This is a genomic window from Citrobacter sp. Cf072, assembly GCF_030334485.1.
Taxonomy (GTDB): domain Bacteria; phylum Pseudomonadota; class Gammaproteobacteria; order Enterobacterales; family Enterobacteriaceae; genus Citrobacter; species Citrobacter freundii.
In genome coordinates, this window is sequence record NZ_JAOWDX010000047.1 from 206,093 (window position 1) to 230,030 (window position 23,938).

A 23,938-nucleotide genomic window follows, 5' to 3' on the forward strand; every position below is an offset into this window, starting at 1 on the left:
GCGAGTGAGAGTATATGAATCGCATACTGCGATCACCACGTCGGCTTATTGGGCTGTGCCATCCAACGCACGAAATCAGCAAGCTTTAATGGTCGGCTAATCCAGTACCCCTGGAAAAAATGCACCCCACGATCGCGCAGCCAATGGGCTTGCTCAGGTGTTTCTACCCCTTCAGCAACCGTCAGCATATTAAGACGTTTAGAGAGTGTCAACACGGCGTCCAGAACCGGAGAGGTCAGGGTTTCCGTCCCAATGGCGTTAATAAAGCCGCGATCGATTTTCAGGTAGTCAACGGTAAAGCGTTCCAGATAAATAAGCGCACTATGACCGGTGCCAAAATCATCAATGGCAATCTCAAAACCTGCGGAATGCAGCCATTCAAATAGCTTTGTAGCCTCGTGCTGATTGAGCATATCTCGTTCAGTGATTTCCAGTACTATCTGAAAATAGTTTGCGGGAAGCGAAGCGTGCAGGTGCCGAATGTCGTCCTTAAACGTCTCGCCGTGTAAGTGCGTTGGCGCGATATTGATCCCCAATTTTGCGCCAACGGGTAACACTTTTTGCAGCGCCGGCGCGTCCTGGGCTATCAGCTTGAAGAGGTGCTGAGTTAGCGGCACAATCATTTTCTGTGATTCAGCGTAATGAATAAAGGCATCCGGTGGGATCTCACCCGTTGTTGGGTGATTCCAACGTAACAGGACCTCGACGCCTTTCACCTCGAGCGTTTGCATCTCTACGACTGGCTGGTACACCACATAAAACTGGTTATGTTTAATGGCGTTGAGGATATCTTTGCCTGGGCGTAAACGGATGCTGTAGATGTAGTACCAGAGAAGGAGGGCGGTCATGATCCCGGCCATGCATCCGAGCATGATGGCGTATCCAACATCTTTATACGTCCACCGATCCGCGTAAAAACGCACCTCCAACGGGAATGTAGACAAGGCTGCATTATATGATGGGAGAGCAGGGAGTTCAGACATGGGGATTAATTGTTTGGAAAACGTGGTGATAGCCGTCTTCCCGACGACGAGTGCCACACCGTTGAAATCATCTTGCCGGGCGTTATAGAGAAGATAGGGTGCCAGGTTAACATTCAGGGTGGCAAAAACGCCGCTGTTCTGTAATGAATGATTGCGATACCAAATGAGTATTGCCGGTTTATTCGGCATCATTGGCGTACCGGGCTGGAGATCCATATCGATATCTTTCGTCATGTCCAGCACGGGAACCAATTGCTGAAGAGGCGTATTCATTGAACCGGTTGCTGAAGAGCAGAAAGCGATACCGTCTTTTACCAGCAAAAAGGCCCGCACATTCAGGCTAAACGCGGCGCTGGAAGTGAGTTGAGCTGAAGCTTGCGAGCAGGTGTCTTTTACCAGAGGTTGCAGTGTGTTGGTGGTGGTTTCAAGGTCAGCGAAGAAACTTTCAATATAGTTTTGTATGTTAGACGTTAGCGTGTCGTACTTTGCGTTTCGTTGATGCCATGACATAAAAAACTGCAGTGAGCTGACGAGTAACGCGACGACTATCCCCGTTATAACGCAGGTGAGCAGGAGTTTCCGATCGGAAGAAGAGGAGCGCCTTAACATAGTTCCTTATGTTTACCTGAAGTAACCACTTATACTGTATGAATATAACCTGAAATGACTCATGTTGTGAGATTTTTCTTAGTCACAAGGGCAAAGCAAAAAAAAGCACCGCCGTAGCAGTGCTTTTTTATATGTCTCATCAGGATAGCCAAGGGATAGCTGCCAAACGAAATTAACTGCGGCTCAGAACCCGGCGAGCTTCGTTGTAACGTTTTTTCCAGTAAGGCTCGTTCATGCTGGAAATGATAACGCCACTGCTGGTCGAGGCATGTACGAACTGGTTGTTGCCGATATAAATACCGACGTGTCGGCCAGTAGAGCCAGCACGGAACAGAACCAGATCGCCTGTACGCAGATTAGTGCGCGAAACGGATTTACCCGTTTCCTGTTGTTCATAGGTTGAGCGAGGAAGCTCTAAACCAAATTGCTCACGAAACGTACGTTGTACGAAGCTTGAACAATCAATACCTTTTTTGGTGCTGCCGCCAAGGCGGTAACGCACGCCTTTCCAGTCAGCATATTGGTCCATAATACGTGATTTAACATCGATATTACGTACCATATTTTCAAATTCATCCTGAGAGGCTTGCAGTGAAGAGTTATCTCCATTGCCCACAGCATGCGTCTCAGAATGCATATTCCTGGCGGTGTTCGTTGTGCTACATGCAGAAAGCAGAACCGCAACTGCTATCGCGGGTATGCCCCGCAAGATATATCTCAAAATCGGTTGAGATTTGACCATTTTGTTTGTTTTCCCTTGAAGTCCTTAACGATAAATATCGTTATAAAAAATGCCAAACGTGACGAGACTAATTACCATCGCACGATGAGACAATTCCTTAAGGTCAAATCTGTGGCAGAACGCACAAATTTATTCTGAAAGGGAATAATTATCCCGCGAGGCAAAACGTGTTCGAGATTACCCGATCGTTCCGGTCAATGCGAGTGATTTTACGTGATTTCTTATAAGAAAAATTGATACAGAAAGTGAATAAACGGCATTGTCTAAATTAAGAACAATCAGGGTAAAAAACACGCAACTTACTCATTTTAAACATGAATAAGATGACAGGAGAATGACAATCAGAATGATGAAATATTGCCAGGCATCATCAGGGAATCAGAAGTATCCCTGATGATGTTAATTACTCTGCGTTATTTGTTTAAAAATTGTTTGTTTTTGCCGGGTAGATAATTCACGAACAGAGTGACTAATCGGTCGCTTAATGGCGTCATTAGCCACCAGGGAAGGCCAATCAAGACCACCGTCATGGAACCAACCACGATATCGGTGAGCCAGTGGGCGCCAATCATTACGCGTGGGAAGGCAAAAACCACAGCGATAATAAGGCCGATTATTCCTGCGACTTTTCCGAAATAACGCAGCATGAATGCGGAAAAAATAAGCAACATCATGCCGTGATCGCCAGGAAAACTGTCTTTCGACGCATCTTTGGTCGGAATATGCAGCAGTTCGCTGACGCGATAAATATTATCCAGCATCAGGGTTGGGCTGGCACGTTTAACGGGAATAAGCGCCTGGCCCAGCTGATTTAATATCACTGCGGTAAGCAGCATAACCAAACCGATAGCCACAATGCGTCGGCGACCTTCCGATGTCTCTTTGAGCCAAAAGTGCAGCATCAATGCGCCCATTGCCAGCAATGAGCAGCCATCAAATGCCCGGTTATTGGTTATAGCAACAACCCATAAGAACAGCGGACTTTCCACCAGTTTATGATTAAAGAAGCGGAAAACGCCCGTATCCAGTGAAGACCAGAACCCATGCCCGGCTGGAATATACCAGGACAGAAACAGTGCCAGGCCCACAATATTAAGCAGGAGGATTAGAGGGTATCGGGTTTTCATCGTCGTTTACCATTGCTAAAAAACGAAGGCAACCTTACGCGCTAGCGCCTAAACGAAGTCTCAACAATGCGCTCTGTAGCGCATTCCAGTCGGTCTCGGTATCGGCGATGAGTTCAATACGACTATCTGGTGGCGCGACGTTTTGCGTCTCTATATGCCAGTCGTCTCCCTGGCGGTTAATGCGTACCAGTCCTTCTTTAATACGCATTACCCCCTTCACTCGTCCAACAGGAGCAAGACGAGACCATTCCAGCAGACCGATAGTATCGAACACAGTATCGGCGTCAAAAATCCAACCGCAGGCCTGATGGCCCTGTCCGCTGTTCAGGCTACGACGCCAGCGCTGCTGTGCGGGTAGACTCAACGCTGCTAGCCCCTTTTTGTCGGCATGACTATGGGCGTGCTCCGCGCTTGCAGGAAGCTCTGCCAGGTTTAGTCGGGGCAAATCCAGTAGCTGTCCGTCAATTTGTCCATGGTCGGCATGAACTAACTGGCGATTACCTCCATAGTGTTGCCACCAGCTTTGCAGGGCGTTTTCGCTTTCCGTCGTAGCACGGTCGGTTTTGTTGGCAACAATGATATCTGCGGCGGCCAGCTGGTCGCGGAAATTGTCATTGGCGACGCTTTTTTCATCCAGTAACAGCCGCGGGTCAAGAATACAGAGGGTCGCACGCAGATCGATCCACGGTTCGTAAACCGGTGCGGTGAGTAAATCCAGAATCTGTTTAGGGTGGCCGAGGCCGGTGGGTTCAATGAGCAGACGGTCAGGTTTTCCCTGACGCAGCAGCGTATTGAGACCAACCTGCATCGGCAGACCGTTAACGCAGCACATACAGCCGCCGGGGATCTCTTTTAACAGCGCACCGCTGTTAGCCAGTAGCGCGCCATCAATGCCAACTTCGCCAAACTCATTAACCAGCACGGCCCACTTCTCAGCAGGATCTTTGTTTGCCAATAAATGAAGAATAGAGGTGGTTTTGCCACTGCCGAGAAAACCGGTGATGAGATTGGTTTTAGTCACATTTACTCCAGATTCATAAATTACCGTAATGGCATTTAACAATCCTGGCGAAAAACGGTGAAAAAGAGAAGGGGTGAGAGGACGAAGACGCGCTTCGTCCTGTTTAATGGCAGAAATCGTTAACTTTTTAACGTATCAATGACAGCCTGATGCGCACCGTATTGGGCAATGCGTTGCCAGGCCTGCTGAATGGCCGCGACAAACTGCGGATTCTGGACGAGATCGGTGGCGAAAATCTCGCGCAGCGAAAGCAGGGCGCTGACACGTTCTGACTCTGTGCTCTGTTTAACCAGAGCGGCAATTTTCTCACTTAGTGGGTCACGAATATCAATTGCGGCGCCTGAGTCATCCACGCCGCTCACGTAACGCATCCAGCCTGCGACACCGAGCGCCAGCAGCGGCCATTCGCTTTGGCGGGCTAAATGTACGCGGATCCCTTCCAACATGCGCTGGGGTAATTTCTGGCTACCGTCCATCGCAATTTGCCAGGTTTTATGTTTCAACGCTGGGTTGGCAAAACGCTCCAACAGGCTTAGGGCATACTGGTCTAAATCAACGTCGGTAATTTGCAGCGTAGGCGCCTGTTCGTTGAGCATCAGACGGTAGGCGGCTTCACGAAATGCGCTGTCCTGCATACAGTCGCTGATGTGCTGGAACCCGGCCAGATAACCGAGATAAGCGAGAAACGAATGACTGCCGTTCAGCATCCTCAGTTTCATTTGTTCCCACGGCAAGACGTTTTCGACCATCTGGACGCCCGCCGTTTCCCATTCTGGGCGGCCACACACAAAATTATCTTCAATCACCCACTGGATAAACGGTTCGCAGCTGATTGCGCAAGGATCGGCAACGCCCAGCTCGCGTGCGATTTCAGCCAGTGACTCTTCGGTAGCGGCAGGAACAATGCGATCCACCATGGTACCCGGGAAGCTGACATGCTCCTGAATCCAGGTTGCCAGTTCTGGTGAACGTTTTTCCGCCATTCCCAGTACGGCGTTTTTTACCACATGACCATTGTCCGGGATATTATCGCAAGAGAGGACGGTAAACGGCTGTAGCCCGCGTTCACGCCGGCGGTGTAGCGCTTCAACAATAATTCCTGGGACAGAGTGCGGTTCAGTCGGTGTTTGCAGATCGTGAGCAATACGTGGATTACTGAGGTCTAACGAGCCTGTAGCCGGATCGATGCAGTAGCCTTTTTCCGTAATGGTTAACGAAACAATAGCCACCTGAGGCTCGCAGAATTTTTCAATAATAGCCGCCAGTGAATCCAGCCTGGCGTTGAGACATTCGTTGACGGAGCCGATAACAATCGGTTGGTTGCCGTTGGCCCCTTTCTCCAGCACGGTAAATAAATGATCCTGTTCGCGCAGTTGGCTCATCAGACGATCGCCGCTGAACAGACTGATCTCACAAATACCCCAGTCTCCACCCTGCGCATTCAGCACCCTGTCGGTGAGTAACGCCTGATGGGCGCGGTGAAAAGCACCGAAACCAAAATGTACAATCCGCGTTTTTAATTGCTGGCGGTCGTACTGCGGCATCATGACATTTTCCGCCAGTGGCGCTGAGGCAATAGTTTTCATTAAATACACCTGATTAACCATTAATTAACAATGGCAGTATAAAGTTATATGACAGCAAATTGAATTGGTGTGCCTCATTTATCCGGGGAATGTGAGCTTGATCAACCAATCATCGGCAATGTGTTGATCATCTAACGGATGCCTGTATGGTAGTCATCATTAAGGTGATTTAATTTGGTATAACAACTTGTGGGGTGAAACAATGGAACAAACCTGGCGTTGGTACGGACCTAACGATCCGGTATCGCTTGATGATGTGCGTCAGGCTGGCGCAACGGGTGTTGTAACCGCCTTGCACCATATTCCTAACGGTGAAGTGTGGCCGGTAGAAGAAATTCAACAGCGTCAGGCCATTTTGGCTGAAAAAGGGCTGACCTGGTCGGTGGTGGAAAGTATCCCTGTCCACGAAGATATCAAAACGCGTTCAGGTCAGTATCAAACGTGGATTGCCAACTATCAGCAGAGTATCCGTAATCTGGCGACCTGCGGCATCGATACCGTGTGCTATAACTTCATGCCGATCCTCGACTGGACGCGTACCGACCTCGAATATCAGCTGCCGGATGGTTCCAAAGCGCTGCGTTTTGACCAGATTGCCTTTGCGGCTTTCGAACTGCATATTCTGCAACGCCCGGGAGCTGAAGCGGATTATACCGACGAAGAACAACGCCAGGCGCTGGACTACTTCAATGCTATGAGCGATGCAGAAATTGAAAAGCTGACACGCAATATCATTGCTGGCCTGCCTGGTGCAGAAGAGGGCTATACGCTGGATCAGTTTCGTGCGCGCCTTGCTGAATATGACGGCATCAGTAAAGACGATCTGCGCGAAAATATGGCGGTATTCCTGCGGGCGATTGTGCCAGTGGCAGAAGAAGTCGGCGTGCGTCTGGCCGTGCATCCTGACGATCCGCCGCGCCCGATCCTCGGTCTGCCGCGTATCGTTTCGACTATCGAAGATATGCAGTGGCTGAAAGAAACCGTCGACAGTATTCATAATGGTTTCACCATGTGTACCGGCTCTTACGGCGTGCGCGCTGATAACGATCTGGTGAAAATGATCGAAACCTTTGGCGATCGTATCCACTTCACGCACCTGCGCTCGACCTGTCGTGAAGATAACCCGAAAACGTTCCACGAAGGTGCGCACCTGCAGGGTGATGTGGATATGGTATCGGTGGTGGCTGCCATTTTGAGCGAAGAGCAGCGGCGTAAAAAGGCGGGCGACCTGCGTCCTATCCCAATGCGTCCGGATCATGGACACCAGATGCTTGACGATTTGCACAAAAAAACCAATCCGGGCTACTCGGCGATTGGTCGCCTGAAAGGACTGGCAGAAGTCCGCGGCGTTGAGCTGGCGCTGAAACAAACGCAGTTCCGCGACCTGCTGTAAGTCTAACAACAGGGATTGCGCTACAGGTGCAATCCCTGTTGTTCATCAAGGCTGCGCGAGCGCCTGCTCCAGCACTGTCAGCACTTTATTGATCTGCTGTATCTGCAATCCACCAAATCCAAAAAACATAACAGCATCGCTGTTTTCTTTGCGCCATGCGGCTTCTGATCCATTTTCTATATCCGACAGAGTATCGAAACGGATCCCAGCCAACAGACAACTTTGTTGCAACCTGACGATGAATTCGGTATGTCTGGCAATGCGTAACGAGAGGTGCAGACCTGCCGTTGCACCAGCGATTTTCCCTTCGGGAAACAGAGTGGACAGGCCATCGCGTAACAGAGTGAGGCACGTCGCATAGCTGCAGGCCAGCTTGCTGATATGCGTATAAAAAACCTGATTTTGCATCAGTTCGGCTAAAAATTGCTGCAACAACCACTGACTGCCGTTGTTATTGAGCGCTTTCATATTCTGTACCGCCGGAAGCAGTTCATCAGGGCAAATAAGATAGCCAAGCCGTGCGCCTGGCCCCAGCGTTTTAGAAAATGTCCCCATATAGATAACCCGGTTGTGATAATCCATGGCTTTCAGCGCGGGAAGGGGATTGTCCCCATAGGTAAAAACGGCATCGTAATCGTCTTCAATGATGTAAGCGCCGACGCGTTGCGCCCACGTTAATAATGACTGACGGCGCTCCAGCGAAAGCACACTTCCCATCGGATACTGATGAGCTGGAGTAACATAACAAAGCTGGGTTTCATACTCGGGTAAATTATCTGTTTGCAGCCCGTGGTTATCTACGGCAATTGACGTAATGTCTGCACCGTAATAATTAAAAAGATGCCATGCGCCAGAATAACAAGGGGATTCGGTCACAATATGGCACTTTTTTTGCTGACTGACAGCATGATGAATAATAAATATTTGGCTGAGCAGTGATAATCCTTCCTGAATCCCGTTGGTAATGATGATGTTCTCTGCTCGGGTATTAATTCCGCGGGATAAATTAAGGTATCTGACCAGTTGCTCACGTAGTGAAAATAATCCATTTGGTGAATGATACCGGGTAAATAATTGTTCTTTAAGTATGCTTGGAGCATTATTCCATTTCCGCCAGCTTGACCAGGGAAAAGCGTTGGGGTCGGGGACGCCCATCCGGCAGTAGCACTCTCGTCCAGGCTCGGCGTAAACATCGGTAGATACCCCGGCAGCTTTAGGTTTTACCGGTGGGGAGCCTTGGGTTACGGGCACATGAGTTGGGGTTATGCGTACAGGCGTGGTGAATATCACTTCATAGCCAATGCCGTGTCGGCTCTTGATTAACCCAGCCGCCATCAGCTTATCATAGGCCATCACTACCGTTATTTTAGCAACGTGCAATACCTGAGCCTGCTCGCGAATAGAGGGGAGTTTGTCTCCACAAAGCAAATCACCCTGCTGAATTGCCTGGAAATAAAATTGAAAAATTTGCAATTGCAGCGGAGTGCGGAGTTCTCTATTGAGCGTTAATGTAAGCATGAGGGATCCCTTATTAATATATAGCCACTATATTACGAATTTCTTGTTTTTACTATTTGATGCACCTCATGGAGTAGCGGCTGTTCCTATAGCTTGCCATCGCTGTCTCTATTTTTGATTTTTATTATCCCCTAGCGTGTCGCTATTAAAAAATGGAGGCAAGCATGTCGTGGATAAGAAAGAACGCATTGTGGTGCGCATTCGTCGGGGCGGTAGTAATGGCCTTGGCTATTTGGGGAACGTGGCAAGGCGTTCATTACACCAGTACCACCGAATTTTGTTTATCGTGTCACTCGATGCGCACAGCAGGAGAGGAATATAAAACCAGCGTGCATTTTCGCAACGCGTCTGGCGTGCGGGCTGAGTGTAAGGATTGTCATATTCCACCGGGCGTTGTGCCAACGCTTATTCGTAAAACTGAAGCCTTAAACGATCTCTATCACACCTTTATTTCTCCTTCTATCGACACTCCGGAAAAGTTTGCTGCCAAACGCTCGGAGCTGGCCCAACGGGAGTGGGCGCGCATGAGCGCGAATAATTCAGCGGCGTGTAAATCCTGCCATAGCTATGAGGCAATGGATCACGGCAAGCAATCGGCAAATGCGGCGGCGCAAATGACCGCGGCGGCAGCAAAAGACAGTAACTGTATCGATTGTCACAAAGGAATAGCCCATCACAAACCTGATATGAGCAGCGGTTTTCGCGATCGCTTTAAGCAGCTACAGCGTCAGGGAGATACGCCAACGGATGTGTCCACACTGTTCTCATTAAGCGAAAAATCATTGGCGGCAACGGCAGAAAGTCCGGCAGGGAAGGCGCTGTTATTTCCCGCCACCGAGGCCAAGGTGCTGAAAAAAGAAGGCAGTAACGTCCAGCTCGAAATTACGGGCTGGCGTGAAAGCAAAGGGCGTGGACGGGTGATCACCCAGTATATGGGGAAACGCGTTTTCTCCGCCGTGCTCGATGAGCCCCTGATGGCGAACGTAAAAGTGCTACAAACCCAGGTCGATCCTGATTCACATCAGGAATGGCAGCAGGTGAGCGTCACCGCCTGGACCACCGATCAGGACTTTATCAGCACACTTGCGCCAATCTGGGAGTACTCAGATCAAATGCTGCAATCCACCTGTAGCGCCTGTCATAGCACTCCTCCTACGACCCGATATACCGCTAATGGCTGGATCGCTGGATTGAAAGCCATGTCGACCTATTACCGGCTTAATCCGGTGGAGGAACGTACGTTGTTGAAATACCTCCAGACCCACGCCAGCGATGTGTCTGACACCAACAAAAAGTAAGGATAATGTATGGATATTCATGACTTTAATCCGTCCCGCCGCCGTTTTCTCAGCGGTATGTTGGCGGTGGGTGCTGCCAGCGTACTGGCGCCTAATCCGCTGATATCAAAAGTGTGGGCGGCGGGGGAAAATCCCGAACAGTGGATTCAATCAGGTTCGCACTATGGCGCTTTTGAAGCCAAAGTGGTCAACGGTGAGTGGACCGAAATCCGTCCGTTCAAACATGACAAATATCCCTGCGATATGCTGAACGCGGTGCGTGAAGTGGTCTACAACCCGTCGCGGGTGCGCTACCCGATGGTGCGTCTGGACTGGCTGCTTAAACGTGAGAAGTCGGATCGCAGCCAGCGCGGAGATAACCGTTTTGTACGGGTCAGTTGGGATCAGGCGCTGGATTTGTTTTACGAAGAGCTGGAGCGGGTGCAAAAAACCTATGGTTCATCAGGCGTATTTACCGGGCTTGCTGACTGGCAAATGGTAGGCAAATACCATAAAGCGGGGGGGGCGATGGACCGGGGACTTGGCCTGCATGGTAGCTATGTGACAACTGTCGGCGACTATTCTGCGGCAGCGGCCCAGGTCATTTTACCGCATGTGATTGGTTCACTGGAAGTTTATGAGCAGCAGACGTCACTCCCGCTGGTGATTCAAAACAGCAATACCATCGTGTTGTGGGGTTGCGATCCGATCAAGAACTTGCAGATCGAGTTTTTGGTTCCCGATCACGATGCGTTTGGCTACTGGCAGCAGATTAAAGAGGCGGTAGCGCAGAATAAGATGCGCGTTATCAGCGTTGATCCAGTGCGTAGCAAATCTCAAAACTATCTTGGCTGCGAGCAATTGGCGTTGCGGCCACAAACCGACGTCGCGTTAATGCTGGCACTGGCGCATACCCTGTACGAAGAAAAACTGTACGACACGGCGTTTATTACCGATTACACCGTCGGCTTTGAACAGTTTTTACCGTACCTGCTGGGCGAGAGTGATAAACAGCCGAAAAATGCCGAATGGGCGGCAGAAATCTGCGGGCTGACAGCAGAGCAGATCCGAGACTTCGCCCGCCTGTTGGTGAAAGGCCGGACACAGTTTATGGCCGGTTGGTGCGTACAACGCATGCACCACGGTGAGCAGTATCCGTGGATGCTGGTGGTACTGGCCAGTATGGTCGGTCAAATTGGTTTGCCCGGCGGCGGGGTCGGATTTGGCTGGCACTATAACGGCGGTGGAACGGTAACATCGACCGGGCCAGTGCTCTCCGGGCTGGGGAGTATTACTAATCCCCCGCAGGCGAAGTACAAAGCGGATTTTCGCGGCGCATCGGAGCATATCCCCACTTCGCGTATCGTTGACTGCCTGCTTGCGCCAGGTAACAAGATTGCCTTCAACGGTGAGACGTTAACGTATCCTGACATCAAAATGGCGATCTACAGTGCGGCCAATCCATTCCACGCCCAGCAGGACAGGAACCGTATGATTGAGGCATGGAAGAAGCTGGAAACCGTGGTGGTGTTAGATCACCAATGGACCGCGTCGTGCCGTTTTGCCGATATCGTTCTGCCTGTGACTACCCGTTTTGAACGTAACGATATTGAGCAGTTTGGCACGCATTCGAATAAAGGGCTGATGGCGCTGCATCAGATTGTTAAACCGCAATACGAAGCGCGGCATGATTTTGACATCTTTGCCGGGCTGTGTAAGCGATTTGATAAGGAAGCGGTGTACCGTGAAAACCGGAATGAAATGCAGTGGATACAGGCGCTTTATGACGAAGGTGTGAAGATGGGGGCGTCGCTCGGTGTTACCTTACCGGACTTTACAACGTTCTGGCAGGGTGACGGATATATTGAATATCCGCCGGGTCAGCCGTGGGTACGTCACGGTGAGTTTCGTGAGCAGCCAGACCTGAATCCGCTGGGAACGCCGTCAGGTCTTATTGAAATCTACAGCAAAACCATCGCGGGCTTTGCCTATGAGGATTGTCCGGGGCATCCGGTGTGGATGGAACCCTTTGAGCGTACCCATAGCGGCAAAAAAGATAAATACCCGCTGCATTTGCAATCCTGCCATCCGGATAAACGTCTACATTCCCAGTTGTGCTCAAGCGAGGCGTTTCGCAACACTTATGCAGTTGCCGGAAGAGAGCCGCTTTATATCAGCGAACAGGATGCCACCACTCGTGGCTTAAAAGCCGGTGATATCGCCCGCGTTTTTAACGCTCGTGGTCAGGTACTGGCTGGCGTGGTAATCAGTCCGGATTTTACCCCTGGAGTGGTCCGTATTCATGAAGGCGCGTGGTACTCCCCGCAGGAAGGGGGGAAAGCCGGGACATTATGCACCTATGGCGACCCGAACGTGCTGAGTGCGGATATCGGTACTTCACAGCTGGCCCAGGGGCCTTCAGCACATACCGTGCTGGTGGAGGTCGAGCGTTATCAGCAGAAAGCCCCGCAGGTGACGGCTTTCGGTGGTCCGCAGATTGTGAAAGAGGAGGGGACCAGTGCAGCATAATCAAATTCATCAGCAGCGGGCGGCTGTGTACCAGTGGTTTTCGCAACTGTTATTTCGTGAGCTGGATGAAAAACAGCTCGCCAGTCTGGAAAATGGCAATAGCCAGGCATGGATTGCCTCACTCGAGGCGATCCCCGGATTATCTGCCAATGTTAAACGTTTTGAGCGTACCCTGGGCCGGGTTCTGCGGCGCGACTCCCGACAGCTGGAGCTGGCCGCAGATTTTGCCTCGTTGTTTCTGCTGGCCCCGCCGGCTAGTGTTTCTCCCTATGCGGGGCACTATCCACACACGACGGCGGCAGAAGAACGTCGGCAAATGAATGTGCTGCTGGTTGAGCAAGGGCTGGCGGCGCGGGAGAATGAACCTTCCGATCATATTGCCGTACAGTTGGCATTAATGGCGAGGATGGTTGCTAAAGAGGAGAAATTCTCCGCGCAGTATTACTTTTTGCATCATCATATTCTGTGCTGGGCACCTTTATTTCGCGACGCTTGTCTGGTGCGGGATAACGAGGGGTTTTATCCTCAGGCGGTTAATCTGATAGTGCGTTTTATGCAAGAGGATGAACAGTATCTGGAGTCGCTGCTGATGGATGATTTTTATTTCAGCAGTCAGCGCTGAAAATGACAAAGGGACAGCCTGCGCTGTAATGCCAGTCAGTAAAGCATTATGGAGAATATTTGATTGCGGCATAGGGTTCCGTTCACCTCAGTGGAGTCATTTCTCTGAAACGCCGTTACCCGTGAACGTGCAAGGGAGGCTCACCGCCGCCTCCCTTGCATCCCAGGCTCCCGGCGGGAAAATCGTCGCTGCGCGAGTTATTCGTCTTATGCCGTCTGCCTGTCGGGTCGGTGCCGAGCCTGCATCCTTGCAGGCCGTCCCCTCTGCCCGCATCCCTGCGGGCAGCCCCGGTCAGCCGTCAACGCCTCATCGATTTTCAGCCGGACCGGGGTCATCGCTTTAACGCTCTGGCTTCCAGTTAAATCTGTTTTGCTGTTTAAACAAAAAACGCAGGTGGTCAGGTGTGGGCTGGTCCGGCTGAAAATTGCCGACGTGTTTCCGTAAGGCCGGGAGAACCCGCATGGATGCGGGTTCAGGGCGCGTTTTGCAGGGACGCTACCTCGCGCCCGGCCCGGTAGCCTGGAGGAATAAGCGGAGGGAACCACGAAGTGGCAATTTTCCCGCCGGGAGCCGGGATTGTTAAGGGTACGGCGATAGTACCCTTAACACGTTCACAGGCAGTATGGTTTCAGAGAAGTGATACCACTAAAGTGATCGGAACATTTTGCCAGAGATAACATACCATTATCTTTGGTTCACCTGTAACGACAGGAGATTAATCTGCACGGCCCATATAGCGACGCTCTTCGATATGAATACGGATTTTTTCACCCGCACTCAAATACTCAGGAACCTGGATCACCAGACCGGTGCTCAGGGTTGCGGGCTTGTTGCGCGCACTCGCTGAAGCACCTTTAATACCCGGTGAGGTTTCAACGATTTCCAGGTCTACGGTCTGCGGCAGTTCAAGCGCCAGCAGTTGGCCGTCCCAGGTCAGTACCTGCATATCCGGCATACCGCCTTCCGGCATGAACAGCAGCTCTTCTTCAATCTGGTCTTTGGTGAAGGTATACGGGGTATAGTCTTCTTTATCCATAAAGATGTATTCGTTGCCATCGACGTAGGAGAAATCAACCCCGCGGCGGCTCAGGGTGACGGTATCCACGATATCGTCGCCTTTGAAGCGTTCTTCAACTTTCAGACCGGTACGCACATCAGAAAAACGCATTTTGTACAGAGTAGCTGCACCACGTGCGGATGGTGATTGAATATCGATATCTTTTACAATCAGCAGCTTGCCGTTGTAGTTTAGTACCATACCTTTTTTAATTTCGTTCGCTCTTGGCATCGAAAAAATCCTGTAGTGAGGAGTGTCTAAAATATCGCGTAAAACTACTCGCGCCGGGGCATTCAGGCAAGCGGAATTGATGCTTTTGCTGGTGCCAAAAAGGTGGTACTGTGCGCTTCCCGCACAATCCGATGGTTTACGATAAAGAGAGTACTGTATGGAATGCCGTCCGGATTGTGGTGCATGCTGCACCGCGCCTTCAATCTCCAGTCCCATCCCTGGCATGCCTGATGGCAAACCTGCTAATACGCCATGCGTTCAGCTGGATGAATCCCTGCGTTGCAAAATTTTTGCTTCGCCGCTACGACCAAAAGTGTGTGGCGGTTTACAGCCCAGTGCGGAAATGTGCGGACAGACGACGCACCATGCCATGGTTTATCTCATCGAGCTTGAAGCGCTGACCGCGCCTTAAACGTCCTTGATGCGCGCCAGGCACACGACGGTGGCGACGATCATCACCAGCGCAAACCAGAACACCGCGTGATAGTTCCAGATTTCAGCGGCAATCCCTGCCAGCGATCCGGCAATAATCCAGCCCACGCGAATGGTATTCGTATACAGGGTCGTTGCTGAGCCTGCCTGTCCTGGCATCAGATCCTGGAAATAGAGCATGCCAATTCCGCCGAGGATGCCGATGTAAATCGCGTTCAGCAGCTGTAAGCCAAGTAATATCGCCGGAGAGTGAGCCAGCAGCATACCGGCATAAAAGAAGAACCCGGCGACGACAGCAATTCTCATCAACAGACGTTTGCCCAGACGCTTTGCAAAATAGCCAGCAATCAACATGGTCGGGATTTCCAGTCCGGCTGCGGTACCCATCATGATGCCAGCCAGTTTTTCCGGCAGATGCAGTTCGTTGATGATAAACAGCGGCATATTAATGATATAGAGACTATTAGTGCCCCACATTAATGTGCAGATAACAAACAGCAGCAGCGTGTCGCATCGATTGCGGCGTGGGGCCTCAACTGCGCCTGTTGCGAGCGGCACGTTTTTACTCATCGAAGGTAAAAATAACCAGACCATTACGCCGCAGACAACAAACGCCACCGCTGCGCTGAGATACATCACCGTAAAGCTGAACCCCATGGCCAGCGCGTAGGCCAGCGGTGGGCCAATTACCCAGGCCAGCGAAACCTGCGCACGTAATATTGAGCTGAACATGACGGCTTCCCGACCTGTGCGGTCGGCGTGTTCACGGGCGAGAGCGAACATTTGCGGGTTGGCAGTCGATCCAAAGCTGCTGAGGAATACCCCGATAAACAGCAGAATAAAATAGTTACGGTTCCAGGCGAACAGCACGCAGGCCAGCATCCCCAGCACGCAGCAAAACACAATCAGGTTTTTGCGATCGCCTTTTTTATCCGAGCGCCCGGCCAGAAACTGACTCACCAAAATGCCGATCACGGCGCTGCCGGTAAAAAAGAACCCGACCATGCCGGGACGGGCATGGACTTCATCCGTCAGAAAAAGGCTAAGCGTTGGCGTCTGCAACGCACCGGCGATACCCGTCAGAAATGCGACAAGCAGGAACGCCGAAGACGTTAAATCAAACGCCTTGGGTGTGGCGGCTACGGGGGTGTTATGCATGTTTTGATATCAATGATGTGAAGAGACGCGGAGTTTACGCCGCTTGTCAGAAAATAAACAGGGAGCCAAATCAAAATCGGCATCAAAAATCAAAATAGCATTTCAGTCAAAGAATGCTGTTTGCTGACGTTGCTGAATCTGACAAGCTGACGCCGTTTTTCCGTCAGCAGTTTTTTCTCCCTCGCAGAGAAAATGTGCGTTATCTCTAAATTCAGCAAGTAATTTGTCAACTTTACTTGTGTGCTGAAGAAAAAAGAGCAAGACTTCTTGAAACGTTTCAGCGTCATCTCGCCATAACTGATGGAGTCAGGTGACGCCTTTTTTCTCATGTTAGCTGAATCGTTTCAAATCAGCGGGAGAGGAGAACCATGTTCCAGTTATCTGTTCAGGATATTCACCCGGGCGAACAGGCCGGGAATAAAGAAGAGGCTATTCGCCAGGTTGCCGCTGCCTTAGTGCAGGCGGGTAACGTCGGGGAAGGCTACGTCGATGGCATGCTGGCGCGCGAACAACAGACGTCCACGTTCCTCGGCAACGGTATTGCGATTCCTCACGGTACGACGGACACGCGCGATCAGGTGCTGAAAACCGGTGTGCAGGTTTTTCAGTTTCCGCAGGGCGTGACCTGGGGCGAAGGGCAGGTTGCTTATGTGGCAATCGGCATAGCCGCAAGCTCTGATGAACATCTCGGTTTACTGCGTCAGCTGACACACGTGCTGAGCGATGACTCCGTCGCTGAACAGCTGAAATCTGCGACCACGGCGGAAGAACTGCGTGCGCTGCTGATGGGCGAAAAGCAAAGCGAACAGCTGAAGCTTGATAACGAAACGCTGTCGCTGGATGTCGTGGCCAACTCGCTGGTGACGCTGCAGGCACTCAACGCGGCACGACTGAAAGAAGTCGGTGCGGTTGACGCCACCTTTGTGGCCAGAGCAATCAATGAGCAGCCGATGAATCTCGGTCAGGGGATCTGGCTGAATGACTGTGCTGAAGGCAACGTGCGTAGCGCTGTTGCGGTCAGCCGTGCAGCAACAACATTCGATGTAGAAGGTGAAGCGGCAGCCCTGCTGGTGACCGTCGCCATGAATGACGATCAACCGGTTGCCGTGCTGAAGCGCCTTGGCGATCTGCTGCTGAATAATAAAGCTGACCGTTTGTTGAAAGCCGATGCGGCAACGGTGCTGGCGCTGCTGACCAGCGATGACGCCTTAACTGATGATGTACTGAGCGCCGAATTTATTGTGCGCAATGAGCATGGTTTACATGCCCGCCCGGGCACCATGCTGGTGAATACGATTAAACAATTTAACAGTGAAATTACCGTGATAAATCTTGATGGAACCGGCAAACCGGCGAATGGACGCAGTCTGATGAAAGTTGTGGCATTAGGTGTGAAAAAAGGACATCACCTGCGCTTTACCGCCCAGGGCGAAGATGCTGAACAGGCGCTGAAGGCGATTGGCGAAGCCATCGCGGCAGGTCTGGGGGAGGGCGCGTAATGAGCAGACGTGTTGCGACTATAACCCTTAACCCGGCTTACGACCTGGTGGGTTTTTGCCCGGAAATTGAACGCGGTGAAGTGAACCTGGTTAAAACTACCGGTCTGCACGCGGCAGGGAAAGGAATTAACGTCGCTAAGGTTTTGAAGGATTTAGGTATCGATGTCACTGTGGGCGGCTTCCTGGGTAAAGACAACCAGGATGGTTTTCAGCAGTTGTTCAGCGAGCTGGGTATTGCCAACCGTTTTCAGGTTGTACAAGGGCGTACCCGTATCAACGTCAAACTGACCGAAAAAGACGGTGAAGTATCTGACTTTAATTTCTCCGGCTTTGAAGTCACCCCGGCTGACTGGGAACGCTTTGTGAATGACTCGCTGAGCTGGCTGGGCCAGTTCGACATGGTGTGCGTCAGCGGCAGTTTGCCGACCGGCGTGAGCCCGGAAGCCTTCACCGACTGGATGACGCGCCTGCGCAGTCAGTGTCCTTGCATTATCTTTGATAGTAGTCGTGAAGCGTTGGTGGCGGGTCTGAAAGCGGCACCGTGGCTGGTAAAACCAAACCGTCGTGAGCTGGAAATCTGGGCAGGCCGCAAACTGCCGGAAATGAAAGATGTGATTGATGCGGCGCATGCGCTGCGCGAGCAGGGTATTGCTCACGTGGTGATTTCACTCGGCGCGGAAGGTGCGCTGTGGGTTAACGCTTCAGGTGAATGGATTGCTAAACCGCCGTCAGTTGAGGTGGTCAGCACCGTCGGCGCGGGTGATTCAATGGTTGGCGGTCTGATTTACGGCCTGCTGATGCGTGAGTCCAGTGAACATACCCTGCGTCTGGCGACGGCTGTTGCCGCCCTGGCAGTAAGCCAAAGTAATGTAGGCATTACCGATCGTCCTCAGTTGGCCGCAATGATGGCGCGTGTCGACTTAAAACCGTTTAACTGACAGCAGGAGAGGCATAATGAAAACGCTGCTGATTATTGACGCTAATCTCGGCCAGGCTCGCGCTTACATGGCGAAAACCCTGCTTGGAGCGGCGGCACAGAAAGCACATCTGGAAATTATTGATAATCCGAATGATGCCGAACTGGCAATTGTTCTGGGCGATACGCTTCCTGCCGACAGTTCGCTGAACGGCAAAAAAGTCTGGCTGGGCGACATTGGTCGTGCGGTTGCGCACCCTGAACTGTTCCTCAGCGAAGCGAAGGGCCATGCAAAACCTTACAGTGCCCCGGTTGCAACAGCACCTGTGGCCAGCAGTGGTCCAAAACGCGTAGTGGCAGTGACGGCGTGTCCGACCGGTGTTGCTCATACGTTTATGGCTGCTGAAGCGATTGAAACAGAAGCGAAAAAACGTGGCTGGTGGGTGAAGGTTGAAACCCGAGGTTCTGTTGGCGCAGGCAATGCCATTACGCCGGAAGAAGTGGCTCAGGCGGATCTGGTGATTGTGGCAGCTGACATTGAAGTTGATCTGGCGAAGTTTGCCGGCAAACCGATGTACCGCACCTCTACGGGTCTTGCGTTGAAGAAAACCAAGCAGGAGCTGGACAAAGCGCTGGAAGAAGCAACACCGTACCAGCCAACCGGTAAAGCGCAGACTTCAGCAACCGAAAGTAAGAAAGAGAGCGCGGGGGCATATCGTCACCTGCTGACGGGCGTCTCTTACATGCTGCCGATGGTGGTTGCTGGCGGTCTGTGTATTGCACTCTCGTTCGCTTTTGGTATCGAAGCGTTTAAAGAGCAGGGTACGCTGGCGGCGGCGCTGATGCAGATTGGCGGTGGTTCAGCTTTTGCGCTGATGGTGCCGGTTTTGGCAGGTTATATCGCGTTTTCCATCGCTGACCGTCCTGGTCTGACGCCGGGTCTTATCGGCGGTATGCTGGCGGTGAGCACCGGTTCCGGCTTTATTGGCGGGATTATTGCTGGTTTCCTTGCCGGTTATGTGGCGAAGCTTATCAGCACGAAGTTGAAACTCCCGCAGAGTATGGAAGCGCTGAAACCGATCCTGATCATTCCGCTGTTCTCAAGCCTGGTAGTTGGTCTGGCCATGATTTACCTGATCGGCAAACCGGTGGCTGGCATTCTGGAAGGTCTGACCCACTGGCTGCAAACCATGGGTACGGCGAATGCGGTGCTGCTTGGAGCGATTCTTGGCGGCATGATGTGTACCGATATGGGTGGTCCGGTTAACAAGGCGGCGTATGCTTTCGGTGTGGGTCTGCTGAGTACGCAAACTTATGCGCCGATGGCGGCCATCATGGCGGCAGGTATGGTTCCCCCGCTGGCTCTGGGTTTGGCAACGCTGGTTGCGCGCCGTAAGTTCGACAAAGCGCAGCAGGAAGGCGGCAAAGCAGCGCTGGTACTGGGCCTGTGCTTTATCACCGAAGGGGCTATTCCATTCGCTGCCCGTGACCCGATGCGCGTTCTGCCTTGCTGTATCGTTGGTGGTGCGATTACCGGTGCTATCTCGATGGCAGTGGGTGCGAAACTGATGGCGCCACACGGCGGGCTTTTCGTCCTGTTAATTCCAGGCGCAATTACGCCGGTACTGGGCTACCTGCTGGCCATTATTGCCGGTACGCTGGTAGCCGGTCTCTCCTACGCGGTGCTGAAGCGCCCGGAAGATGAGGTTGTGGCAAAAGCGGCATGATTTAATGCTGACATCAGGGGCAGAGATTTCTCTGCCCCTTTTTTTATTGATTAACTGCTGCCTGAAGATAGATATGTAAAACGGTTCAGGCAATCATTGGCGCGATGATAAAACCAAAGGCAACGCCAGCAATGATCCCACCCAGTCCTGGCAGCATAAACGGATGGTTTAAGACATACTTGCCCACGCGTGTTGTCCCTGTGGTGTCGAACTCCATTGCCGCCAGCGAAGTCGGGTATGTTGGTAGAACAAACACCCCGGTTACCGCCACATAGGAGGCCAGAATCGCCCATGTAGGTACGCCGAGCGCAACGGCCAGAGGGATAATCAGCGGCGTTGTGGCGCCTTGCGAGTAGAGAAGTGCGCAGGTACCAAACAGCACCAGCGCCAACAGCATCGGATAAGCCCGTAGAATATCGCCTGCGATATCCTTAATCTCCGCTAAGTGGGCATCAATGAAGGTCGTTCCCAATGTAACAATCCCGAGAATGACGGCCAGTGAACTCATCCCTGCTCGAAATGTGGAGGTCAGGACAATAGCATCGGTTGATGTTTTGCATAACACCACCATCAGGCAAGCGGCAGATAACATACAAATAATGATGATATCCCGGGTATTCATTGGGTTGCCGGCATCAAATCCGGGGCGTAGCTGCGGGCAGGCGGCAAGAATAACGATGACGACCGTTGCCAACATGAACAAGGCGACTGAGAGTTTGGCACCCGGTACAGTGCTGTTTTGCCCTTCATATTTACGCACCAACCCTTTTTGCAGGCGTTCAAGATAGACTTCATCATCTTGTAGCTCGCATCCCTGACGTGAGGCGATAAAAGCGGCGACCATCGCGGCAACAAACGAAGCTGGCAGACATACCGCCATAACCTGGATAAAGGTAACACCGTTGCCTTCCATAATGGTCAGCATCGCCGCCATTGCGGCACTGATCGGCGAACCGGATATCGCCACCTGAGAGGCGACCACGGAGCCGGCGAGCGTACGAGAAGGGCGGATACCGGACTCTTTGGCGACTTCGGCAATCACCGGTAGGGTAGAAAATACAATGAACCCTGTTCCGGCCATAATGGTCATCGACCAGGTGATAATCGGTGCAATAATATTGATATATTTAGGATTACGCCGCATGAAATTACCGGCTACGCGAACCAGATAATCCATACCTCCGGCGGCCTGTAGCGCCGATGCTGCCACGACAACTGTCATAATAATGAGAATAACGTCAACGGGGGGCGAACCAATTTGTAGATCAAATCCCAACGTTAAAATAGCCAGCCCCAGCCCGCCGCATAAACCGATACCTATTCCGCCGAGGCGGATACCAAAAAATATTGCACCCAACACGACGATAATTTCTAACCAAACCATAATGGCCTCCGCCAGAGAATAATTTGTTATTAAAATAAGTGTTTGTTTAATGCTTTATTAATCTGGTGACGGCTGTTATTGCGCCAGAAGATGATGTTTACCAACCCGTTTTTCGTACCATTTAATACCGGCACGTACTAATGAACCGGTTGAGTCAATATATTTATCTGGGGAGTTTTTGACTGCGTTGGCAAGAATGACGGGGACTTCAGTACATCCCAGTACAATGACTTCTGCACCGCGTGAAAAGAGCATTTCAGCCTGTTCATTCATCAGCGTTTGTGCCCGCTTAAGATCGCCGGCTTTTAAGCAATAAATACTATCCATGACTTTTTCCTGACCGGATGAATCAGGGCTGACACAGGTTAAGCCAAGAGATTCTATGCCTTTTTGGTAGAGTCCCATGTAAAGGGTGGCGTTGGTAGCAAGTAAACCGATACGCGATTTTCCGCAGTTTTTGACTTCATTCATGGTGGTTTCAACGATACTGAGTAACTCTGTATGACAGCACTCTTTTAATTCATTAAACCAAAAGTGGGCAGTATTACAGGGGATCACAATACACTCCGCACCAGCATCTTCCAGTTTATGCATATAATCACGCATTGCCGGAAGTGGGGAATGACCATGATGCATTAACGCATCAGTTCGATCTGGAATATCAGGGATGGATGAAATAATTAATGGGATATGTTCCTGATCGCGTTGCGCTGCGGTAAAGGTGACGAATTTATTAAAAAGATCGACGGTTGCAGCAGGTCCCATACCACCAAGTACGCCAATTAAACCTTTCACAATATATACCTCTATTACCGATATTTAATATCAGGGCTGGTGTGTGTCTGGTGTCTATGTTTAACAGCAGTGTGTCGTGAGGAGAAATGCAATAATGTATGGTTCAATGCAAAAACTGCATGGGTGCAGTTTCTTTTGCCACCTCAGCAGGCCAGTAATCAGGCTGGTGTCTGAAATTCCGCGGCGATAAGCGGTCGTGGTCGATGGGTAAAGAAACATGTTAATGTCAAAAACGAAGGTGTTATGCAAAAAACGAATCACCAGATGCTGATGTTGAATATCATCTCCGGGCATATTCAGGCATGATGCTTAAGACTAATTGACATATTTAAACATCCGCGTGACAGGCATGAAAAATATCGAGACAAAATGGTTATATGATTTTTTGACGCTGGAAGCGTGTCGTCATTTTTCCCAGGCCGCGGAGGAGCGCAACCTATCCCAACCGGCATTTAGCCGACGGATCAAGGCGCTCGAGTCCGCCGTTGGCGTGCTGCTGTTTGACCGTACGACGAGCCCACTGCAGTTGACGGAGGAGGGTAAGTTATTCCATTCGCAGACCCGTAGCCTGTTGCAACAGCTGGAATGTAACTTAGATGAGCTTAGTGGTCACAATCTGCTTGGCGTTCCCAATATCAAAATAGCGGCAGCGCATTCTCTGTCGCTGACGATGTTGCCCAGATTAGTACATTCAATGTCGGCATGGGGCGAGGAGTTTGTGTACCACGTCGAAGCTATCGATGTTGTTCAGGCGGTGAATACGCTGCGCGAGGGGAAAAGTGATTTCATTATCTCCTTTCGCGATGAAGACTTAATGCAGTCACCTTTCTGCGGCTTGAAGGTGTTTGAGTCTGAGCTGTATCCCGTCTGTGCTGCGGATTCACAGGGTCAGGCGTTGTTTGATATCTATCAGCCGCAGGTGCCGATACTGAACTATACCAGCACATCCTACATGGGAAGATTGGTTAACCGTCACCTGGCGGAGGTGGGTAGTATTTCGGCGCGTACGCTGTTTATGTCTTCGATGAGTGAGCTATTGAAGAATATGGCATTGGATGGGCATGGTATTGCCTGGCTGCCAGCGTGGACGATCGTAAACGAACTACGGGATAAACGCCTGGTTTGTCTGGACACGCCGGAGTTGATGGTGCCTATTCAGGCCTATATTTATAGAATGGATACACGTTTGAATAAAACCGCTGAGCACTTCTGGCGGATTTTGTACAACCATATGCCAGAGGATCTGGTTTCGCTTAGTTGATACGCGCCAGTTCGCCTGGCGCGTCTGAAAAACCTTCGGTTATGACCAAAGATGCTTTTTAACCTGATCAA

At 51.2% G+C, this 23,938-nt stretch carries 19 protein-coding genes; 9 read left to right on the forward strand and 10 right to left on the reverse strand.

The features are described from left to right. Nucleotides 1-32: 32 nt before the first annotated feature. The 5 genes from OGX66_RS19710 to OGX66_RS19730 all read right to left on the reverse strand — a co-directional run bounded on the left by OGX66_RS19710 (nt 33) and on the right by OGX66_RS19730 (nt 6,068). Nucleotides 33-1,592 carry a cyclic di-GMP phosphodiesterase gene (locus OGX66_RS19710; protein WP_103798150.1) on the reverse strand — a complete coding sequence of 520 codons (1,560 nt, stop codon included), beginning with the start codon at nt 1,590-1,592 and terminating at the stop codon, nt 33-35. A 172-nt stretch (nt 1,593-1,764) separates the two neighbouring features. Beyond that, the gene (mepS, locus tag OGX66_RS19715) at nt 1,765-2,334 is read right to left on the reverse strand and encodes a bifunctional murein DD-endopeptidase/murein LD-carboxypeptidase (RefSeq protein WP_003027474.1); all 570 of its coding nucleotides are present in this window, start codon (nt 2,332-2,334) and stop codon (nt 1,765-1,767) included. A gap of 413 nt (nt 2,335-2,747) precedes the next feature. Continuing rightward, entirely contained in the window at nt 2,748-3,461 is a 714-nt protein-coding gene (locus tag OGX66_RS19720; protein WP_003840063.1) for a phosphatase PAP2 family protein, read from the reverse strand. 34 nt (nt 3,462-3,495) lie between these two features. Next, nucleotides 3,496-4,482, reverse strand: coding sequence for a CobW family GTP-binding protein (locus OGX66_RS19725; protein WP_003027465.1), 987 nt, complete (start codon nt 4,480-4,482; stop codon nt 3,496-3,498). Between the two features lie 119 nt (nt 4,483-4,601). Next, the gene (locus OGX66_RS19730; protein WP_016150668.1) at nt 4,602-6,068 is read right to left on the reverse strand and encodes a mannitol dehydrogenase family protein; all 1,467 of its coding nucleotides are present in this window, start codon (nt 6,066-6,068) and stop codon (nt 4,602-4,604) included. Between the two features lie 202 nt (nt 6,069-6,270). Here OGX66_RS19730 and uxuA point away from each other — a divergent pair, with 202 nt between their 5' ends. Next, nucleotides 6,271-7,461 (forward strand): mannonate dehydratase, encoded by a 1,191-nt coding sequence (gene uxuA / locus OGX66_RS19735; RefSeq protein WP_088903260.1) that lies wholly within the window; start codon nt 6,271-6,273, stop codon nt 7,459-7,461. Between the two features lie 45 nt (nt 7,462-7,506). Here the strand turns inward: uxuA and pdxR are convergent, their stop codons facing one another. After that, complete coding sequence (gene pdxR / locus OGX66_RS19740; RefSeq protein ID WP_270932502.1) at nt 7,507-8,979, reverse strand: MocR-like pyridoxine biosynthesis transcription factor PdxR; 1,473 nt, start codon at nt 8,977-8,979, stop codon at nt 7,507-7,509. Between the two features lie 164 nt (nt 8,980-9,143). Between pdxR and torC the strand changes: the two genes are divergently transcribed. The 3 genes from torC to torD are packed head-to-tail and all read left to right on the forward strand — an operon-like array spanning nt 9,144 to nt 13,407. After that, the gene (gene torC, locus OGX66_RS19745; protein ID WP_088903262.1) at nt 9,144-10,277 is read left to right on the forward strand and encodes a pentaheme c-type cytochrome TorC; all 1,134 of its coding nucleotides are present in this window, start codon (nt 9,144-9,146) and stop codon (nt 10,275-10,277) included. 9 nt (nt 10,278-10,286) lie between these two features. After that, nucleotides 10,287-12,785, forward strand: a complete 2,499-nt coding sequence (gene torA / locus OGX66_RS19750; RefSeq protein WP_136345875.1) for a trimethylamine-N-oxide reductase TorA — start codon at nt 10,287-10,289, stop codon at nt 12,783-12,785. Further along, nucleotides 12,775-13,407: a molecular chaperone TorD gene (torD, locus tag OGX66_RS19755; RefSeq protein ID WP_088903264.1), complete on the forward strand. Its 633-nt coding sequence runs from the start codon at nt 12,775-12,777 to the stop codon at nt 13,405-13,407. The genes torA and torD overlap by 11 nt, the downstream gene beginning before the upstream one ends. Nucleotides 13,408-14,122: 715 nt before the next feature. Here torD and yeiP read toward each other — a convergent pair. Then, a complete protein-coding gene (gene yeiP / locus OGX66_RS19760; RefSeq protein ID WP_003027452.1) occupies nt 14,123-14,695 on the reverse strand; it encodes an elongation factor P-like protein YeiP in 573 nt (190 codons plus the stop codon). Between the two features lie 157 nt (nt 14,696-14,852). Here yeiP and OGX66_RS19765 point away from each other — a divergent pair, with 157 nt between their 5' ends. Beyond that, a complete protein-coding gene (locus OGX66_RS19765; RefSeq protein ID WP_003840078.1) occupies nt 14,853-15,107 on the forward strand; it encodes a YkgJ family cysteine cluster protein in 255 nt (84 codons plus the stop codon). Here the strand turns inward: OGX66_RS19765 and setB are convergent. Continuing rightward, nucleotides 15,104-16,285 carry a sugar efflux transporter SetB gene (setB, locus tag OGX66_RS19770; RefSeq protein ID WP_270932501.1) on the reverse strand — a complete coding sequence of 394 codons (1,182 nt, stop codon included), beginning with the start codon at nt 16,283-16,285 and terminating at the stop codon, nt 15,104-15,106. The two genes, OGX66_RS19765 and setB, sit on opposite strands and share 4 nt — an antisense overlap. 368 nt (nt 16,286-16,653) lie before the next feature. On the opposite strand from setB, the gene fruB reads away from it, so the two are divergent. Genes fruB through fruA form a run of 3 tightly spaced genes read left to right on the forward strand, consistent with a single transcriptional unit; the run spans nt 16,654 to nt 20,427 of the window. Beyond that, complete coding sequence (fruB, locus tag OGX66_RS19775) at nt 16,654-17,784, forward strand: fused PTS fructose transporter subunit IIA/HPr protein (protein ID WP_270932500.1); 1,131 nt, start codon at nt 16,654-16,656, stop codon at nt 17,782-17,784. Further along, nucleotides 17,784-18,722, forward strand: coding sequence for a 1-phosphofructokinase (gene fruK / locus OGX66_RS19780; RefSeq protein WP_003027446.1), 939 nt, complete (start codon nt 17,784-17,786; stop codon nt 18,720-18,722). The genes fruB and fruK overlap by 1 nt, the downstream gene beginning before the upstream one ends. A gap of 16 nt (nt 18,723-18,738) precedes the next feature. Further along, entirely contained in the window at nt 18,739-20,427 is a 1,689-nt protein-coding gene (fruA, locus tag OGX66_RS19785; RefSeq protein ID WP_003840084.1) for a PTS fructose transporter subunit IIBC, read from the forward strand. Nucleotides 20,428-20,512: 85 nt separating this feature from the next. On the opposite strand, the gene OGX66_RS19790 is transcribed toward fruA, so the two are convergent. Both OGX66_RS19790 and cuyB read right to left on the reverse strand, forming a co-directional pair. After that, a complete protein-coding gene (locus OGX66_RS19790) occupies nt 20,513-21,811 on the reverse strand; it encodes an anaerobic C4-dicarboxylate transporter (protein ID WP_061549330.1) in 1,299 nt (432 codons plus the stop codon). A gap of 75 nt (nt 21,812-21,886) precedes the next feature. Beyond that, nucleotides 21,887-22,606, reverse strand: coding sequence for a cysteate racemase (cuyB, locus tag OGX66_RS19795; RefSeq protein WP_003027440.1), 720 nt, complete (start codon nt 22,604-22,606; stop codon nt 21,887-21,889). Between the two features lie 349 nt (nt 22,607-22,955). Between cuyB and hypT the strand changes: the two genes are divergently transcribed. Continuing rightward, nucleotides 22,956-23,867: a hypochlorite stress DNA-binding transcriptional regulator HypT gene (gene hypT, locus OGX66_RS19800; RefSeq protein WP_044711435.1), complete on the forward strand. Its 912-nt coding sequence runs from the start codon at nt 22,956-22,958 to the stop codon at nt 23,865-23,867. The last annotated feature ends 71 nt before the right edge of the window (nt 23,868-23,938 follow it).

Excerpts from the sequence above, each read along its gene's own strand:
- OGX66_RS19720 (WP_003840063.1), bottom strand. The coding sequence starts at position 3,461 with ATGAAAACCCGATACCCTCTAATCCTCCTGCTTAATATTGTGGGCCTG.
- OGX66_RS19790 (WP_061549330.1), bottom strand. The coding sequence starts at position 21,811 with ATGGTTTGGTTAGAAATTATCGTCGTGTTGGGTGCAATATTTTTTGGT.
- torA (WP_136345875.1), top strand. The coding sequence starts at position 10,287 with ATGGATATTCATGACTTTAATCCGTCCCGCCGCCGTTTTCTCAGCGGT.
- mepS (WP_003027474.1), bottom strand. The coding sequence starts at position 2,334 with ATGGTCAAATCTCAACCGATTTTGAGATATATCTTGCGGGGCATACCC.
- setB (WP_270932501.1), bottom strand. The coding sequence starts at position 16,285 with ATGCATAACACCCCCGTAGCCGCCACACCCAAGGCGTTTGATTTAACG.
- fruB (WP_270932500.1), top strand. The coding sequence starts at position 16,654 with ATGTTCCAGTTATCTGTTCAGGATATTCACCCGGGCGAACAGGCCGGG.
- hypT (WP_044711435.1), top strand. The coding sequence starts at position 22,956 with ATGAAAAATATCGAGACAAAATGGTTATATGATTTTTTGACGCTGGAA.
- OGX66_RS19765 (WP_003840078.1), top strand. The coding sequence starts at position 14,853 with ATGGAATGCCGTCCGGATTGTGGTGCATGCTGCACCGCGCCTTCAATC.
- OGX66_RS19730 (WP_016150668.1), bottom strand. The coding sequence starts at position 6,068 with ATGAAAACTATTGCCTCAGCGCCACTGGCGGAAAATGTCATGATGCCG.
- uxuA (WP_088903260.1), top strand. The coding sequence starts at position 6,271 with ATGGAACAAACCTGGCGTTGGTACGGACCTAACGATCCGGTATCGCTT.
- fruK (WP_003027446.1), top strand. The coding sequence starts at position 17,784 with ATGAGCAGACGTGTTGCGACTATAACCCTTAACCCGGCTTACGACCTG.
- OGX66_RS19710 (WP_103798150.1), bottom strand. The coding sequence starts at position 1,592 with ATGTTAAGGCGCTCCTCTTCTTCCGATCGGAAACTCCTGCTCACCTGC.
- torC (WP_088903262.1), top strand. The coding sequence starts at position 9,144 with ATGTCGTGGATAAGAAAGAACGCATTGTGGTGCGCATTCGTCGGGGCG.
- fruA (WP_003840084.1), top strand. The coding sequence starts at position 18,739 with ATGAAAACGCTGCTGATTATTGACGCTAATCTCGGCCAGGCTCGCGCT.
- yeiP (WP_003027452.1), bottom strand. The coding sequence starts at position 14,695 with ATGCCAAGAGCGAACGAAATTAAAAAAGGTATGGTACTAAACTACAAC.
- pdxR (WP_270932502.1), bottom strand. The coding sequence starts at position 8,979 with ATGCTTACATTAACGCTCAATAGAGAACTCCGCACTCCGCTGCAATTG.